This window comes from Massilia orientalis, assembly GCF_030411975.2.
Classification (GTDB): domain Bacteria; phylum Pseudomonadota; class Gammaproteobacteria; order Burkholderiales; family Burkholderiaceae_D; genus Telluria; species Telluria orientalis.
Window position 1 is genome coordinate 327,455 of sequence record NZ_JASNRB020000004.1, and the last position, 16,513, is coordinate 343,967.

Here is a 16,513-nt window from a genome sequence, read left to right on the forward strand (position 1 = left end):
ATCGTCGAACGTTTCCAGGCCCTTCGGCAGGCCGACGCGGCCTTGTGGCTCTACGCACTGGTAGACGGTTTCCAATATGAACAGCACACCGGCCGGCGTCTGGATCACCAGCGCAGTTCGGCTGCGGCGCCGCCTTGTGCGGCGCGTGCACGATGCACGTCGACGGCGTGGCGACACGTTCCTGCGTCATGCCCGTGGGGGCCGTGGACGGCCGCAGCATCACGACCATCGAAGGCCTGTCCGATCCGATCGGACAGCGCCTGAAGAAGGCCTGGATCGTGCACCAGGTACCGCAATGCGGCTATTGTCAGTCGGGCATGCTGATGGCGGCGGCGGCGCTGTTGGCCGGCAAGCCGGATCCGAGCGATGCCGATATCGATGGCGCCATCACGAACATCTGCCGCTGCGGGACCTATGCGCGCATACGAATTGCCATCCATGCGGCCAAGGCCTGATGAAAGAAGCCCTAGGCACCGACGGCGTCGACGCTCCTGCGAAAGGCACCCGGCGTCATCGCCGTCTCGCGCCGGAACACGCGGTTGAACGCGGCCATCGATTCGTAGCCGACCTGGCGCGATACATCGGCAAGCGCGAGGCCCGGGTGCTGCAGCAGGCGCGTCGCGCAATACATGCGCCACTGGGTCAGGTACTCCAGCGGCGTCTGCCCCACCACGGCCTTGAAGCGCGCAGCGAAGGCGGAACGCGACATGCCGGCCGCACGGGCCAGCGATTCCACGGTCCAGTCGTGCGCCAGCTCGCCATGCATGGCGGCCAGCGCCCGCGCCAGGTGCGGGTCGGCGTTGGCGGCCAGCCAGCCTTGCGTCGGACCGCCCGGCTGCGCCGAATAGGCGCGGATGGCGTGGACGAACAGGAGCTCGAACAGGCGGCCGACGACCGCCTCGGCCCCGAGTCCCGGCGCCTCGGTCTCGATGGCCAGCAGCTCCAGCACCGACTGGAAGGCCAGGCCGCGGTCCTTGTCCAGCTTCAGGTGCAGCAATGGCGGCAGTACCTTCATCAGGGGCCGGGCCGCCTGCGCATCGAGTTCGAAGAATCCGCTGATGAAGGACGTGAGCGCGCCGCCGCCGCCGACTTCGATCCTGTTGCCGATGCGGAGCTTCTCGATATCGACGCAGGCGGTGGTGGCCGAATCCTCGTGGTCGTAGATGCGGTAGGGCTGGTCCTGCAGCATGATGAACACGTCGCCGCCGCGCAGCGCGATCGGTTCGGGATGGTCGGCCGTCGTCAGGATCGCCGAGCCGCGCACCAGCAGCACGAACTTGAGGAAGGGCTCGCCGGACGAATCGAAGCCCCAGGGCGCGCTGGCTTCCAGCCGGGTGAACATGGCGCGGCGGATTCGCAGGCCGGTGAGGATATCGCTGAGAGGATCCATGAAATCTCAGAAAATTGTACGATCAAGCAAAAATCATGGACGAATGAAACGTGTTCGTCCACGCCACCGTTCATATTATAGACCTACGACGAATCACTACGGTCCATCATGTCCCCGACTTCGACTCCCCTCGCCGCCTTCGACCAGGTGCGCCAGGCGAAAGCCCGCTACTGCCGTTATCTCGACACCAGGCAGTGGGACGCCTTCACCGGGCTGTTCGTCCCGGCGCCCGACATCAGGATCCACGACACTGACGACGCCCTCGTCGCCGCCTTCACGTCGCGCGACGCCTTCACCGCATCCGCCCGCGAGTACCTTGCAGGGGCGCGCTCGATCCACCAGGTGCACAACAGCGAGTTGACCCTGGTCTCGGACGGCGAGATCGGCGCGATCTGGTCGATGGAGGACTACATCGTCTTCCCGGAGCAGGCGGACGGCCGCCCCGCGCGTCATCACGGCTACGGCCACTATCACGAAACCTGGGTGCATGGCGCCGGCGGCTGGCGTCTCGCCCGCCTCGACCTGCGCCGCACCATACTGGAGATCACACCATGAAGCACCAGGCCATCCGCGTCGGCATCATCGGCGTCCACCCCGACAAGGGCTGGGCGACGACGGCACACATCCCGGCGCTGCAACAGCTGCCGCAATACCGCATCACCGCGGTCAGCCATCACGACCTTGCCACCGCACAGGCCGCGGCGAAGCGCTTCGACGTGCCGCACGCTTTCGGCTCCGCGGCCGAACTGGCGGCCCACCCGGAAGTCGACCTGGTGGTCGTGACCGTGAAGGTGCCGCGGCACGCCGCCCTGGTCGGCCAGGCCGTCGATGCCGGCAAGGCCGTGTTTTCCGAATGGCCGCTGGGCACCAGCCTGGCCGAGGCGCAAGCCATGCGCGACCGTGCGCGCGCCGCCGGCGTGGCGACCTCGATCGGCCTGCAGACGCGCGCCGCACCCGCTTTCGCCCATGCGCGCCAGTTGGTGAAGGATGGCTACGTAGGGCAGGTGCTGTCCGCCAGCATGATCGGTTCCGGCATCATCTGGGGCGAGGCCATGAACGAGGCCTACGCCTATACGCTCGACCCGGCCACCGGCGCGGCCATGCTGAACGTGCCCTTCGCCCATTCGATCGACGGTTCGGGTTGTCGTCGCTGGCGCCGGATTGCACCGCGATGGAATCAAGGTTAGTCGCAGACCGGCCAAAGAGTTACCCCCTATCAATGCGAACTCTTTTCAGGAATCCTGCACAAAGCACTGGCCGAACAGGCGCGTGTCATCGGCCCGCGCAGGCGGGCTCGCCGTTCATGCCGATAAGTGGGGAGTGGGAATGGAGCGCTGCCCGGCGGCGGCCGTATGAACCGCCGCCAGGCCGGGACCGGCTGCTTACGCGTCCAGCGCCAGCGGCGTCTTCAGCGTCTCGCCGCGTAGTTGGGCGACAATTTCAGCCGAGCGAAGCCGGTCGGCGGCGTGATAGAAATTCGAACTGAACATCAGTTCGTCGACACCGGTGGTGGACAGGACCTGCTCCAGCCCCCGTGCGACCGTCGCGGGACCGCCGACGATCGCCGCGGCCAGCATGCTGCGCACCGCCTCCTCTTCGTCCGGGCGCCAGTGCGGGCCCATGTCGGCGACGGGCGGGAGCATCGTCAGCCCTTCGCCACGGACCAGGGCAAGACTGCGCTGGAACATGGTCGTGGCGAGGAACTGCGCCTTCTCGTCGGAGTCCGCGGCGACCAGCGGCAGGCAGACCATGAGGTAGGGTCGTGCACCGACGGCCGACGGCTGGAAGGTCGAGCGGTACACATGCGCCGCCTCATGCAGGGCCTGGGGCGCGATGTGGGCCGCAAAGGCGAAGGGCAGGCCGCGTTCGGCCGCCAGCGCAGCGCCGAAGGTGCCGGAACCCAGGATCCAGACAGGCACGCCGGTGCCGACGCCGGGAACCGCGCGCACCCGTTGGCCCGGCATGTCCGGCCCCAGCAGCCTCTGGATGTCCGCTACCTGATCGGGAAAACCGCCGCCGTCGCCCGCGCTGCGCCGCAGCGCGCGCATGGTTGCGCCGTCCGCGCCGGGCGCGCGGCCGAGACCCAGGTCGATCCGCCCCGGAAACAGGGTTTCCAGCGTACCGAAATTCTCGGCGACGACCAGCGGCGCATGGTTCGGCAGCATGATCCCGCCGGCGCCGACCCGCAGCCTGCGGGTGGCGGCGGCAATCTGACCGACCAGGACAGCGGTGGCGGAACTGGCGACGCCGGACAGGTTGTGATGCTCCGCCAGCCACATCCGGTGAAAGCCGAGTCGGTCGAGATCCCGCCCGTACGCCAGCGCCTCGCGCAAGGCGTCGGCGGCCGACCCGCCGGCGCGCATGGGAACGACGTCCAGCGCCGACAGCGGTGTCCGCGCGAGGAGGTTCATGCGACCTCCACCACGATCTTGCCGCGCGCGCTGCCGTCCTGCATTGCCGCGTGGGCCTGGTCGACTTCGTCCAGGGCAAAATGGCGCGCGTCCAGCAGCACCTTGACCTTGCCGGCGTCCACCAGCTTGGCCGCCTCGGCCATGATGGCGCCATGGTTGGCGCGCTCCCTGCCGCTCAACAGGGGCAGCAACGTGAACACGCCGGAATACGTGGCGGCACGGAACGACAGCGGCGCCAGTGCATGCGTGCCCCAGCCAAGGCAGCTCACGACGTGGCCGTGGTAGCGGCGCGCGGCCCTGAAGGAAGCGTCCAGCGTGGCGCCGCCCACGGTGTCGTACACGATGTCGAAGCCTTCGCCGTCCGTGTACTGCTGCACGTACTCGTCGACGCTGGTCGTCCGGTAGTCGATGAAGGTGGCACCGAAGCCTTCGATCGTGGCGCGCTGGGACGCGCTGCCCGTCGCATACACCTGGGCACCGGCCGCTTGCGCGATCTGCACGGCGATATGTCCGACGCCGCCGGCGCCGCCATGCACCAGCACCTTCTTGCCTGCCGTGATGTGGGCGCGATCGACCAGGCCTTCCCATGCGGTGATGAACACCAGCGGCAGCGCCGCCGCCTCGCGCATGCCGATACTGGCCGGCTTGTGGGCCAGCAGCCGCGCGTCCACGGCGGCGTATCCGGCCAGCGAACCCTGCACGCCGCCCACGCCGCCGGTCATGCCCCATACCTCGTCTCCCGGTGCAAAGCCGTCCACGCCTTCGCCGACCGCTTCGACCACGCCAGCCATGTCGATGCCGAGAATGGCGGGCAGCGTGACCTTGGCGTGATCGGCCTTGCCGGCGGCGATCTTGAGGTCCAGGGGATTGACCCCGCTGGCCTTGATGCGCACGAGAACCTGACCCGGTGCGGCAACTGGACGCTCGACTTCGCTCAGCGACATCGGTGCGTCGAAGGCGTTCAACACAACTGCTTTCATCGTCTGTTTCATGATTTACTCCGGTGGAGTTGGAATGAAATCAGTGTAGTGAGCCGGCATCCGTGGTTCAACGGGGCAGCAATGGATGCAGTTTTTACGAATTCAAAATAATGGGGACGATGGCGTGGTGCAGCCAGGCGATCAGGGCGCGGGCGGCGAAAACAACGCCGTCACAAAATCGATGAAGGCGCGCACTTTCGCTGCCCGCTGATGCCGTTGCTGGAACAGCGCGTGCACCACGGGACCGTCTGCCTGCCAGGGTTCCAGCAATGGCAGCAACTCGCCGCTGCGCAGCGCATCCGCCACGGACAGCGACATGAACTGCCCGATCCCGCCGCCCGCCTTGCATGACTCGAGGAGCGAATCGACGTGGTCCGAGCTCATGCGGGTACGGGGGTGGAAGTCGTCCGCGCCATTGAACACCCAGGGCCGCAGGCGCCTGACCTTGGGGAGCATGAATCCGAGGCAGGCAAAATCCGGCAACGCGTCGGGCGACTGGGGCGCGCCGTGCCGGCGCACGAATTCCGGCGACGCGCAGCAAATGAACCGGGTCTGCATCAACCGGCGCGCCACCAGTCCGGAATCCGACACGTTCCCGATACGGATCAGCACATCCACACCCTCTTCCACCATGTCGATCAGGCGATCGCTGGCCGACGCGCGCACCGTGATTTCAGGGTATTCCGCCAGGAACCGCGGCAACGCGGGCGCCACATACAGGCGCGAGACAATGCCCGGCATATCCACCCGCAATGTACCGCTGGGAATATCCGCCGCGTCGTGCAGTTGCGATTCCAGATCTGTCATATCAGCCAGCAATTGCATCGCATGCTGGTGACACAGGACGCCCTCACTCGTCAGGGACATGCTGCGTGTCGTCCGATGCAGCAGTTTCACGCGAAAATGGGATTCGAGGCTTGCCACCTGCATCGTCACCGAAGACGGCGACATGCCGAGCCGCTCGGCAGCCCTGCTGAAACCTCCAGCCTCTACCACTGCGCAGAAGACCCGCATTGCATCGAGCTTGTCCATAGTATCCCCTTCGCGATGATTATCCGGCTGGGCGGCAGATTTTGGAAGACGGCCGGCGTCTCATGCGCGTCGAAGCAGGAACACGACGACACCCGGCCGGGCGACGGCGTCATGCCGTTGCCACCTCGCCGAAACGTTCGACGATGAAATCGATGAAGCTGCGCAGCTTGGGCGAGCGATATCGGTCCGGCAGGTAGACGATGTGCATCGGCCGCTCCGGCAGGCCGTATTCGGGAAACAGCTGGACGAGCCGCCCTGCCCGCACGTCGGCCTCGAGCAGGATCGTCGGCTGCAGCACGATGCCGAGTCCCTGCAGCGCCGCCGTGCGCAACGCCTGCCCGTTGTTGATTTTTACGCGGCCGGTGACGGGCACCTGGCACACGTCGTGGTCGTGCTGGAAGCGCCACTGGTTGATGCTGGCCGCGCCGAACGCGAGGCAATCGTGACTGGCCAGGTCGGCCGGGGTGTCGGGCACGCCGCGCCGCGCGAGGTAGTCGGGCGATGCGCACAGCATCAGCCGGTACGGCGCCAGCGGCCGGGCGACGACGTTCGCATCCGGTGGCAACTGGCCGACACGGATGATGGCCTCGTAACCGTCTGCCATCAGGTCCACGAAGCGATCGGAAATATCCAGTTCGACATCCACTTGCGGATAGCGCGCCAGGTAATCGGACAGCACCGGCGCCAGCGCCTCCGTGCCGAACGTGACGGGCGCGCTGACGCGCAACGTGCCCGCGGGCGCGAGCCGCATCGTGAGCGCCTGGGCGTCCGTCTCGGCCACGAGCCGCAGGATCTCCTTGCAGCGCGCGTAATACTCCTCGCCGAACGCCGTCACGTGCTGGCGCCGCGTCGTGCGGTGCATCAGCTGCATGCCGAGCCGCTGCTCGAGCGCGCGCACGTGGTTGCCGGCCATCGTCGCCGACATGCCGCACGCGTCCGCCGCCGCGCTCAGGCTGCCCTTCTCGACGGTGCACACGTAGACCTTCATGCTGTCCAGCAGATCCATTCGCAAGTCCTGGTTGGAAATGTTGCAAGAAAAGCCGAGTTTATCGTCTTTCCGTTGGCAATCACACCGGGCGTCTCATTTCATAGGAGCCAACCCATGTATGCCATCCAGCTTGTCGAACCCTCGTTGACCGCGTTCCGCCGCACGTCGCTGCCCGATCCGCAGCCGGCCGCCGGCGACGTCGTCATCCGCCTGCGCGCGGCGGCGCTGAACTACATCGACGTCGCCGTCGCAACGGGGGACTTCCCCGGCGCAACGCTGCCGATAGTGCCCGTGGCCGATGGCGCCGGGGACATCGTCGCGCTGGGCGCGGGCGTGACGAATGTCGCGCTCGGCGACCGGGTCATTCCCCACTTCATGCCGGACTGGCTCGACGGCCCGATGCGCCCAAAACGGATCGCGGCCATGCGCGGCATCACGCTGCCCGGGTCGCTGTCGGAATACGTGGCGGTGCCGGCCCGCAGCGTCGTGCGCCTGCCGGATCATCTCGACTTCGTCCAGGGTGCGGCCTTGCCGATCGCGGCGACGACGGCGTGGAATGCGGTGCGCTCGGCGTCCGTGCGGCCCGGTTCCACGGTCGTCATCCTGGGCACGGGCGGCGTGAGCCTGTTCGCGCTGCAGTTTGCCAAGGCGAGCGGGGCGACCGTCATCCTCGTGTCGTCCTCCGATGCCAAGCTGGAGCGCGGCCGCGCGCTCGGCGCCGATCACCTCGTGAACTATCGCGCGACGCCAGCCTGGGACCGGGTCGTGCTCGAAACGACGAACGGCCGCGGTGCCGACCTCGTCGTCGAGACGGTCGGCGACGCGACGTTCGAGCGCTCGCTGAACGCGGCCGCGATGGGCGGCACCGTGTTCACGGTCGGCTTCCTGTCGGGCGCGACGACGTCGGTCAACCTGTTCTCCATCATCGGCAAGGCCTTGCGCGTGGTGGGCAACAGCACGGGATCGGTGGCGGACCTGGCGGAAGCGGTGCGGGCCGTCGAGGCCAACCGCATCGTGCCGGTGGTTGAGCGGACCATCGGCATCGACGAGGTGGCCGGCGCTTACGAAATGCTGGCAAGCGGCGCCCACATCGGCAAAATCGGAATAGCGCATCTCTGACAATGCTCATGGGCCGGGCTCGTCCGCTCGATACACTGCACTGAGATTTCTTGCTTATTTTATAACTCTTAAGCAATGAAGGTTGCAGATGATCAGCATTGCCCGCCACTTCATGTGCTTGGCCCTGGCCGCCGGTACTGCCGTCGCACAGCCCGCGCGCGACCCCGCCCCGGACGGCTGGGGCATCGTGACAAGCCAGCCCATCACGGTGGCGGGTCATGAGTTCTGCCGTTCCTTCATCACGGCCTGGCTCGACAAGCCCGGCAGCGACCGCTACACGATCGCCATCCGCGAGCGCCCGTCGGCGCGCTGGGGCACGCTGGTCTGGGTCGAGTACGGTCCGCGCCGGGTACTCCAGGTGCAGCTGCCGCCCGCGCGCACGGCGCTGAGGGCGCTGGGCGAAAACGCCGCCGAGAGCGCCTACCAGGCCGTCCTGGACATCGAGCGCCAACGCACGCTCGTCCTCGATGCCGACCTCGCGCCCGACGAATTCTGACCCCGCATGAAGGAGTGAGCCATGTCCCACCGACTGTCCCTGCCTGTCGCCTGCAGCCTCGCGCTCTGGGGCGCCGCCGCGTGCGCTTCCGAACTGGTCTACGTGCCGGTCAACCCGAATTTCGGCGGCGCGCCCTCCAACGGTCCGGGCCTGCTCGGTGCGGCGTCGGCGACCAACAAGCATGGCCTGTCGGGCCTCGGCGGGTCGTCGCCGCTGAACCAGTCGCCCCTCCAACAGTTCAACCAGACGCTCGAACGCATGATGCTGAGCCAGCTCGCGTCGGCCGCGACGTCGAAGCTGATGGGTTCGGACGGCAAACTGTTGCCGGGGACCTTTTCGACCGAGAACTTCGTCATCACGGTGACCGACCTGGGCGGCGGCGTGCTGCGCGTGACCACGACGGACAAGACGACCGGCGCCGTGACCTCGTTCGAGGTGGGACAATGAACGCGCGGCTGGCCGTGTTGGCACTGCTGTGCGCGCTGGCCGGATGCGCCCATGTGCCCTCGGCGGTGCGTGACAATGCCCGGCTGACGCCCGACACCGCCATCCGGCGCGACCTGCTCACCCTGCCGCCACCGAAGGGCAGGATCGCCGTGGCCGTGTACGGCATCCGCGACCAGACCGGCCAGTACAAGCCGGCGCCGGACAGCTCGTTCTCCACCGCGGTGACGCAGGGTGCGTCGTCGATGCTGATCCGGGCGCTGCAGGACTCGGGCTGGTTCATCCCGGTCGAACGCGAGAACCTGCAGAATCTGCTCACCGAACGCAAGATCGTGCGCGCGCTGGAGATGCCGCAGCCGGCGGGGACGCCGCCCGTGCAGATGCCGCCCCTGCTCGCGGCCTCGGTCCTGATCGAAGGCGGCGTCGTCGCCTACGAGAGCAATGTGCGCACCGGCGGCGTGGGCGCGCGCTTCCTCGGCATCGGGATGAGCACCCAGTACCGGGTCGACCAGGTGACCGTCAACCTGCGCACGGTCGACATCCGCGGCGGCCAGATCCTGCAGAGCGTGTCGACCACCAAGACCATTTATTCGTACGAGCTGCATCCGAGCGTCTTCAAGTTCGTCAACGTGAAGGACCTGGCGGAATTCGAGGCGGGCACGACCCGCAACGAGCCGACGCAGTTGTGCGTGGGCGAGGCGATCGAGGCCGCCGTGGTGCACCTGATCGCGCAGGGCATCCGGGCCGGGAACTGGGCGCCGCAGGACGAGGACGGGGTATCCAATCCGGTGCTGCGGCGCTACCTGGCCGCCGCGGGGAGCGCGCCATGAACGCGCTGCGGCACGGCGCCTGCGGCCTGCTGCTGGCTAGCGGCATCCTCGTGGGCGCCTGCGCGGGCGACCTGGGACCGTCCGAACTCGATGTGCCGACCGCCGTCATTGCCGCGACACCGATGCCCGCCGCGCCAGGCCGGGCATCGGTGTCGCAGGCGGGCAGCGACAACAACGCCAGCCTGCTCCAGACGGGCCTGGACAACGAGGCCGTCGTGCAGCAGAGCGGCCAGCGGAACACGGCCAGCATCCTGCAGGCAGGCGCAGGCAACCGCGCCGGCATCGACCAGCAGGGCGCGTTGAACACGGCCCGCATCGAGCAGTACGGCCAGCACGGCTATGCGCGCATCACCCAGTATGGCAACGGCAAGTCGGCCACCATCGTTCAGCATTAGGGGCCGCTGAATCGCTTTCGATAACGCCCCTGTCCACTTCGAGGAGTACTCCATGAAACTCGCACTCTCGACCATCGCGCTCGGCGTCGGCCTGGCCTGTGCCAGCCTGGCCGCGTCGGGCCAGACCATCACGGTCACACAGCAGGGCAGCGGCAACACAGCTGCCGCGGAGCAGGTGAATACGACGCCCGAGGCAGTCATCTATTCATCCACCACCGCATCGATCACGCAGATCGGGAATGACAACCATGTCGGCGGTCCCGGCGGCACGAGCGCCGGCATCTTCCAGATCCTCTCTCCGAACGGCGGCGCGCGTGCGCTGGTCACCCAGACCGGGACAGGCAACAATGCCGGCATCACGCAGGACGGCAGGCCCGGGCCGAACCCGCCGCCGGTCACGGCCGTGATTACCCAGCAAGGCAACGGGAACGATGCGGCGGTCACGCAGACGCACGCGGTGTCCAACGATGTGTCCATCGACCAGAACGGCAGCGCCAACCTGGCACGCCTGCTGCAGGTCGACACCGGCGACGCGTCGTTCCACATCACGCAGAACGGTACCGGCAACACGACCACGGCGGAACACTTGAGGAGCTCGCATGGCGGCCCGCAGGTGAACCAGACCGGCGAAGGCAATACGGTCGCGATCTACGCGGACAATCTTCTTGGCCCCGGCGCCAGGATCACCCAGGACGGCAGTGTGAACAGCGCGAATGTACTGCTGATCGACACCGATATCATGCTTACCCTCTCACAACAGGGCGTCGGCAACGTTGTCAACGCAAGCGAGTCGGGCGCCGGTTTCGCGGACATCAGCCAGAGCGGCAACGGCAACATTGCCAACCTGACCCAGGCCAACGGCTTCCTGAAGGCCTCGATTGTCCAGATCGGCAATATCAACGGCGCGACGGTGAACCAGTCCGGCCCATCCGAGTATGTCGCCAACGTGAACCAGAGCGGTTCGGGCAACTGGTCGAACGTCTACCAGCACTGATACGCGAGGAGCACGCTCATGAAATCCAGACTTTCGGCAATCGCCATTGGCGCCATCCTGGCCTGCGCCAGCCACGTCGCGTCGAGCCAGACCATCGCGGTCGCGCAGCAGGGCAACGGCAACACCGCGGCCTCGGAGCAGGTTGGCCTGACACCGTACGACACGACGCAGCCGGACAGCGCATCGATCACGCAGACCGGCAACGACAACCATGTGGGCGGCCCCGGCGCCACGAGCGGGGGCATCTTCCAGCGCGACATCCGCTACGGTGTGACCGCCGTGGTCAGCCAGAACGGCACCGGGAACAATGCAGGCATCACGCAAGATGGCGCGAGGGGAACGCACGGACTGGTTGAAGCGCGGATCACCCAACTCGGGAACGGGAACGATGCCGCCATCGCGCAAGCCATCGTCACGTCGAGTCCTGTCATCGTCAACCAGAGCGGCAGCGGCAACGTTGCGCGCGTCGAGCAGATCGAGAGTGCCGATACGAGCATCCGGACCTCACAATCCGGCACGGGCAACCGGTTGACGGTCAGCCAGCGGGGCGCCGTCTATCACGGTCCGGCGATCACGCAAGCGGGCGATGGGAATACCGTGTCGGTGGTCGCCAACAACATGCTGGCGGGCGGCCCGGACATCGTACAGAACGGCACGCTGAACAGCGCGAGCACAGTCCAGAACGATGGCGACGATTCCTCGATCACGATCCGGCAGGAGGGATCGGGCAACATCGCCGACGCCAGCCAGACCGGCAGCGACCATGTCGCCGACATCAACCAGGTCGGCAACGCCAACCTGGCCAGGGTCCTCCAGACCGGCGCCGGCAACACGGCCACGATTGCCCAGATCGGCAACAGCAACATCGCGTCGATCAGCCAGCCCGGCGAAGGCTATGTGGCCAACGTCAACCAGACGGGCTCGGGCAACTGGACGAACATCTACCAGCACTGAGGCCGGCAGGCGCCAGGCAAAAAAAACGGCACCCCTCGAGGTGCCGTTTTTATCAGCTGATTAAGCTAATGCTGAAGCGATCACTCGCCGTCGCCATGATGCTGCTCGACCGAAGCCGCAGCATTCTGCTGGTCTTCCATCGCCTGCAGCTCGGCAGCCATGTTGGCCTTCTCCTGCTGCAGCAGCGCTGCGCGCTCTTCGGCTTCCCACGCTTCTTTCTCCTTGCGGGCGCGGTGGAATGCCAGACCGGTACCGCCCGGGATCAGGCGGCCGACGATGACGTTTTCCTTCAGGCCGCGCAGACCGTCGCGCTTGCCCATGATCGCCGCTTCGGTCAGCACGCGGGTGGTTTCCTGGAACGATGCGGCCGAGATGAACGAGTCGGTCGACAGCGATGCCTTGGTAATACCCAGCAGCACGTTTTCGTAGGTCGCCGGCAGCTTGCCTGCGGCCGTCACGCGGTCGTTCTCTTCCAGCAGTTCCGAACGCTCCACCTGCTCGCCGACGATGTAGTCGGTGTCGCCGGCTTCGACGATCTGAACACGACGCAGCATCTGGCGAACGATCACCTCGATGTGCTTGTCGTTGATCTTCACGCCCTGCAGACGGTACACGTCCTGCACTTCGTCGACGATGTAGCGGGCCAGCGCTTCGATACCCAGCAGGCGCAGGATGTCTTGCGGATCGGCCGGGCCGTCCACGATCATCTCGCCCTTGTTCACCACCTGGCCGTCGTGCACCAGCACTTGCTTGTCCTTGGTGATCAGGAACTCGTGCTTGTTGCCGTCCATGTCGGTGATTTCCAGGCGCTGCTTGCCCTTGGTCTCTTTACCGAATGCGACCGTACCGGTGACTTCCGCCAGCATGCCGGCATCTTTCGGCGAACGGGCTTCGAACAGCTCGGCAACGCGCGGCAGACCACCGGTAATGTCACGGGTCTTCTGCGATTCGGTCGGGATACGTGCAAGCACTTCACCCACCGACACTTGCTGGCCATCCTTCACCATGATCAGCGCGCCGACCTGGAAGCCGATCGTCACGGCGTGCTCGGTGCCGGCGATCTTGACTTCCTGGCCTTCGGCGTTGAGCAGCTTGACCTGCGGACGATTGACCTTGCCCGAACCGCGGCGTTTCGGGTCGATCGCGACCAGGGTCGACAGGCCGGTCACGTCATCCACCTGGCGAGCGACGGTGACGCCCTCTTCCACGTTCTCGAACTTGATCGTACCGGCGTACTCGGTGATGATCGGACGGGTCAGCGGGTCCCACGTTGCCAGCGGCAGGCCGGCTTTCACCACCATGCCGTCCTGGACAGCCAGGGTCGCGCCGTACGGCACCTTGTGACGCTCGCGCTCGCGGCCGTGGTCGTCCGTGATCAGCACTTCGCCCGAACGCGAAATGACGATCTGGGCGCCCTTGCCGTTGGTCACGTAACGCATGGTCGCCGTGAAGCGGACCGTACCGTTCGACTTGGCTTCCACCGACGATGCCACCGCCGCACGCGATGCCGCACCACCGATGTGGAACGTACGCATGGTCAGCTGGGTACCCGGCTCACCGATCGACTGTGCTGCCACCACACCGACGGCTTCGCCGGAGTTGACCAGCATGCCGCGGCCCAGGTCACGGCCATAGCACTTCGCGCACAGGCCGTAACGGGTGTCGCAGTTCAGCGGCGTGCGGACCTTGACTTCGTCGATGCCCAGACGCTCGATCTCTTCGACCATGTCTTCGTCCAGCAGCGTGCCGGCTTCGTACAGGGTCGCCTGCGTTTCCGGATTGACGACGTCGGTACCGGTCACGCGGCCGAGGATACGGTCGCGCAGGGCTTCGATCACTTCACCGCCTTCGACCATCGCCTTCATGTGCGTGCCATTGGAGGTGCCGCAATCGTCTTCCGTCACGACCAGATCCTGCGTCACGTCGACCAGACGACGGGTCAGGTAACCCGAGTTTGCCGTCTTCAGCGCGGTGTCGGCCAGACCTTTACGGGCGCCGTGCGTCGAGATGAAGTACTGCAGAACGTTCAAGCCTTCGCGGAAGTTCGCGGTAATCGGCGTTTCGATAATCGAGCCGTCCGGCTTCGCCATCAGGCCGCGCATACCGGCCAGCTGACGGATCTGGGCTGCGGAACCACGGGCGCCCGAGTCGGCCATCATGTAGATGGCGTTGAACGACTCTTGCGTGCCTTGCGTGCCGTCGCGCTTCGTGACCGGCTCGACTTTCAGCTGGTCCATCATCGCCTTGCCCACTTCGTCCGAGGTCTTGCCCCAGATGTCGACGACCTTGTTGTAACGCTCGCCGGCGGTGACCAGACCCGAGGCGTACTGCTGCTCGATCTGCTTCACTTCCGCTTCGGCGGTCGAGATCATGGTCTTCTTGACGTCCGGGATCAGCATGTCGTCCACGGCGATCGAGATACCGGCGCGCGTTGCGAGACGGAAGCCCGACTGCATCAGCTTGTCGGCGAACACGACGGTCGCACGCAGGCCGCACTTGCGGAACGACGTGTTGATCAGCTTCGAGATTTCCTTCTTCTTCAGCGCGCGGTTCAGCACCGAGAACGGCAGGCCTTTCGGCAGGATCTCGGACAGGATCGCACGGCCGACCGTGGTCTCGTAGCGGGTCAGCGTCTGGTCGAAACCGCCTTCGGCGTTGCGCGGGAATTCCACGATACGCACGGTGATGCGGGTCGCCAGTTCGACTTCCTTGTTGTCGTACGCGCGGATGACTTCCGACACGTCCGGGAACAGCATGCCTTCGCCCTTGGCGTTGATCGCCTCGCGGGTCGCGTAGTACAGACCCAGCACGATATCCTGGGACGGCACGATCGACGGTTCGCCGTTCGACGGGAACAGGATGTTGTTCGACGCCAGCATCAGCGTACGCGCTTCCATCTGTGCTTCGATCGACAGCGGGACGTGGACTGCCATCTGGTCACCGTCGAAGTCGGCGTTGAACGCCGCGCAAACCAGCGGGTGCAGCTGGATCGCCTTACCTTCGATCAGGACCGGCTCGAACGCCTGGATACCGAGACGGTGCAGCGTCGGCGCACGGTTCAGCATCACCGGGTGTTCCTTGATGACTTCTTCCAGGATGTCCCAGACGACCGGTTCCTGCTGCTCGACGAGCTTCTTCGCAGCCTTGATGGTGGTCGCGAGGCCCATCAGTTCCAGCTTGTTGAAGATGAACGGCTTGAACAGTTCCAGGGCCATCAGCTTCGGCAGACCGCACTGGTGCAGTTTCAGCTGCGGACCCACCACGATGACCGAACGGCCCGAGTAGTCGACGCGTTTGCCCAGCAGGTTCTGACGGAAGCGGCCGCCCTTACCCTTGATCATTTCAGCCAGCGACTTCAGCGGACGCTTGTTGGCGCCGGTCATCGCCTTGCCGCGACGGCCGTTGTCCAGCAGCGAGTCCACGGCTTCCTGCAGCATGCGCTTCTCGTTACGCGTAATGATTTCCGGCGCGCGCAGTTCCATCAGGCGCTTCAGGCGGTTATTACGGTTGATGACGCGGCGATACAGGTCGTTCAGGTCGGACGTGGCGAAACGGCCGCCATCCAGCGGGACGAGCGGACGCAGCTCCGGCGGCAGGACCGGGAGCACTTCCATGATCATCCATTCCGGCTTGATGCCCGAACGCTGGAACGCCTCGAGCACTTTCAGGCGCTTGGCGTATTTCTTGATCTTGGCTTCCGACTTCGACTCTTTGAGTTCGACGCGCAGGGCTTCGGCTTCGCGGTCGATGTCGATCGAGCGCAGCAGTTCACGGATGCCTTCGGCGCCCATGAATGCGGTGAAGTCGTCGCCGTACTCTTCGTACTTGGCGGCGTAGTCGTCTTCCGACATGATCTGGCACTTCTTCAGCGGGGTCATGCCCGGATCGGTCACGACGTATGCTTCGAAGTACAGGACGCGTTCGATATCGCGCAGCGTCATGTCCAGGACCATGCCCAGACGCGACGGCAGCGACTTCAGGAACCAGATGTGCGCGACCGGCGAGGCCAGCTCGATGTGGCCCATGCGCTCACGACGGACTTTCGCCAGGGTGACTTCGACGCCGCACTTCTCGCAGATCACGCCGCGGTGCTTCAGGCGCTTGTACTTGCCGCACAGGCATTCGTAGTCCTTGATCGGACCAAAGATTTTCGCGCAAAACAGGCCATCACGTTCCGGCTTGAACGTACGGTAGTTGATGGTCTCCGGCTTCTTGACTTCGCCGAACGACCACGAACGGATTTTCTCGGGCGACGCCAGGCCAATCTTGATGGCGTCGAAGCTCTCGTTTTGCTGAACTTGCTTGAATAGATCGAGCAGTGCTTTCATTTATCACTCCGGGTGATTGAATTCTGTACCTACTACTACCGCCAGCTTCTCACTGATTTTCGCCAGTGCTTGCTGGAACCACATTCCTTAAAACCGTCATCCCCGCGCAGGCGGGGATCCAAGTTTTTCGGCGATTCACCGAACTCAGGTTC

The 16,513-nt window shown here is 65.6% G+C and carries 15 protein-coding genes and 1 pseudogene; 10 read left to right on the forward strand and 6 right to left on the reverse strand.

Translation table 11 applies throughout. The features are described from left to right. Window positions 1-113 precede the first annotated feature (113 nt). A pseudogene (locus tag QPK29_RS07825) lies at window positions 114-455 on the forward strand ((2Fe-2S)-binding protein); the annotation flags it as partial. An 11-nt stretch (window positions 456-466) separates the two neighbouring features. On the opposite strand, the gene QPK29_RS07830 reads toward QPK29_RS07825, so the two are convergent. Then, window positions 467-1,390, reverse strand: coding sequence for an AraC family transcriptional regulator (locus tag QPK29_RS07830; protein ID WP_371771629.1), 924 nt, complete (start codon window positions 1,388-1,390; stop codon window positions 467-469). A gap of 108 nt (window positions 1,391-1,498) precedes the next feature. Here QPK29_RS07830 and QPK29_RS07835 point away from each other — a divergent pair, with 108 nt between their 5' ends. Together QPK29_RS07835 and QPK29_RS07840 are read left to right on the forward strand one after the other, a co-directional pair. Continuing rightward, a complete protein-coding gene (locus QPK29_RS07835) occupies window positions 1,499-1,945 on the forward strand; it encodes a nuclear transport factor 2 family protein (protein ID WP_371771630.1) in 447 nt (148 codons plus the stop codon). Then, on the forward strand, window positions 1,942-2,577 hold the full coding sequence (locus QPK29_RS07840) for a Gfo/Idh/MocA family protein (RefSeq protein WP_371771631.1): 636 nt from the start codon (window positions 1,942-1,944) through the stop codon (window positions 2,575-2,577). Before QPK29_RS07835 ends, QPK29_RS07840 begins: the two co-directional genes overlap by 4 nt. Before the next feature lie 195 nt (window positions 2,578-2,772). On the opposite strand, the gene QPK29_RS07845 is transcribed toward QPK29_RS07840, so the two are convergent. The 4 genes from QPK29_RS07845 to QPK29_RS07860 all read right to left on the reverse strand — a co-directional run bounded on the left by QPK29_RS07845 (window position 2,773) and on the right by QPK29_RS07860 (window position 6,819). Further along, window positions 2,773-3,801, reverse strand: coding sequence for an LLM class flavin-dependent oxidoreductase (locus tag QPK29_RS07845; protein WP_371771632.1), 1,029 nt, complete (start codon window positions 3,799-3,801; stop codon window positions 2,773-2,775). Beyond that, window positions 3,798-4,793 carry a zinc-dependent alcohol dehydrogenase family protein gene (locus tag QPK29_RS07850; protein WP_371771633.1) on the reverse strand — a complete coding sequence of 332 codons (996 nt, stop codon included), beginning with the start codon at window positions 4,791-4,793 and terminating at the stop codon, window positions 3,798-3,800. The genes QPK29_RS07845 and QPK29_RS07850 overlap by 4 nt, the downstream gene beginning before the upstream one ends. A gap of 129 nt (window positions 4,794-4,922) precedes the next feature. Further along, entirely contained in the window at window positions 4,923-5,813 is an 891-nt protein-coding gene (locus QPK29_RS07855; protein WP_371771634.1) for a LysR family transcriptional regulator, read from the reverse strand. 109 nt (window positions 5,814-5,922) lie between these two features. After that, window positions 5,923-6,819, reverse strand: coding sequence for a LysR family transcriptional regulator (locus QPK29_RS07860; protein WP_371771635.1), 897 nt, complete (start codon window positions 6,817-6,819; stop codon window positions 5,923-5,925). Between the two features lie 96 nt (window positions 6,820-6,915). Here QPK29_RS07860 and QPK29_RS07865 point away from each other — a divergent pair, with 96 nt between their 5' ends. The 7 genes from QPK29_RS07865 to QPK29_RS07895 all read left to right on the forward strand — a co-directional run bounded on the left by QPK29_RS07865 (window position 6,916) and on the right by QPK29_RS07895 (window position 12,033). Further along, the gene (locus tag QPK29_RS07865; protein WP_371771636.1) at window positions 6,916-7,920 is read left to right on the forward strand and encodes a zinc-dependent alcohol dehydrogenase family protein; all 1,005 of its coding nucleotides are present in this window, start codon (window positions 6,916-6,918) and stop codon (window positions 7,918-7,920) included. Window positions 7,921-8,008: 88 nt separating this feature from the next. Then, the gene (locus QPK29_RS07870; RefSeq protein WP_056128687.1) at window positions 8,009-8,416 is read left to right on the forward strand and encodes a CsgE family curli-type amyloid fiber assembly protein; all 408 of its coding nucleotides are present in this window, start codon (window positions 8,009-8,011) and stop codon (window positions 8,414-8,416) included. A gap of 21 nt (window positions 8,417-8,437) precedes the next feature. After that, the gene (locus tag QPK29_RS07875) at window positions 8,438-8,863 is read left to right on the forward strand and encodes a curli assembly protein CsgF (protein ID WP_056128689.1); all 426 of its coding nucleotides are present in this window, start codon (window positions 8,438-8,440) and stop codon (window positions 8,861-8,863) included. Next, window positions 8,860-9,690: a CsgG/HfaB family protein gene (locus QPK29_RS07880; protein WP_056128691.1), complete on the forward strand. Its 831-nt coding sequence runs from the start codon at window positions 8,860-8,862 to the stop codon at window positions 9,688-9,690. Before QPK29_RS07875 ends, QPK29_RS07880 begins: the two co-directional genes overlap by 4 nt. Then, window positions 9,687-10,085: a hypothetical protein gene (locus QPK29_RS07885; RefSeq protein WP_056128693.1), complete on the forward strand. Its 399-nt coding sequence runs from the start codon at window positions 9,687-9,689 to the stop codon at window positions 10,083-10,085. The genes QPK29_RS07880 and QPK29_RS07885 overlap by 4 nt, the downstream gene beginning before the upstream one ends. A 52-nt stretch (window positions 10,086-10,137) precedes the next feature. Beyond that, the gene (locus QPK29_RS07890) at window positions 10,138-11,079 is read left to right on the forward strand and encodes a hypothetical protein (protein ID WP_371771637.1); all 942 of its coding nucleotides are present in this window, start codon (window positions 10,138-10,140) and stop codon (window positions 11,077-11,079) included. An 18-nt stretch (window positions 11,080-11,097) separates the two neighbouring features. Beyond that, the gene (locus QPK29_RS07895) at window positions 11,098-12,033 is read left to right on the forward strand and encodes a hypothetical protein (RefSeq protein WP_371771638.1); all 936 of its coding nucleotides are present in this window, start codon (window positions 11,098-11,100) and stop codon (window positions 12,031-12,033) included. 80 nt (window positions 12,034-12,113) lie between these two features. Here QPK29_RS07895 and rpoC read toward each other — a convergent pair whose 3' ends face one another. Continuing rightward, on the reverse strand, window positions 12,114-16,361 hold the full coding sequence (gene rpoC, locus QPK29_RS07900) for a DNA-directed RNA polymerase subunit beta' (RefSeq protein WP_056128704.1): 4,248 nt from the start codon (window positions 16,359-16,361) through the stop codon (window positions 12,114-12,116). Window positions 16,362-16,513 lie beyond the last annotated feature (152 nt).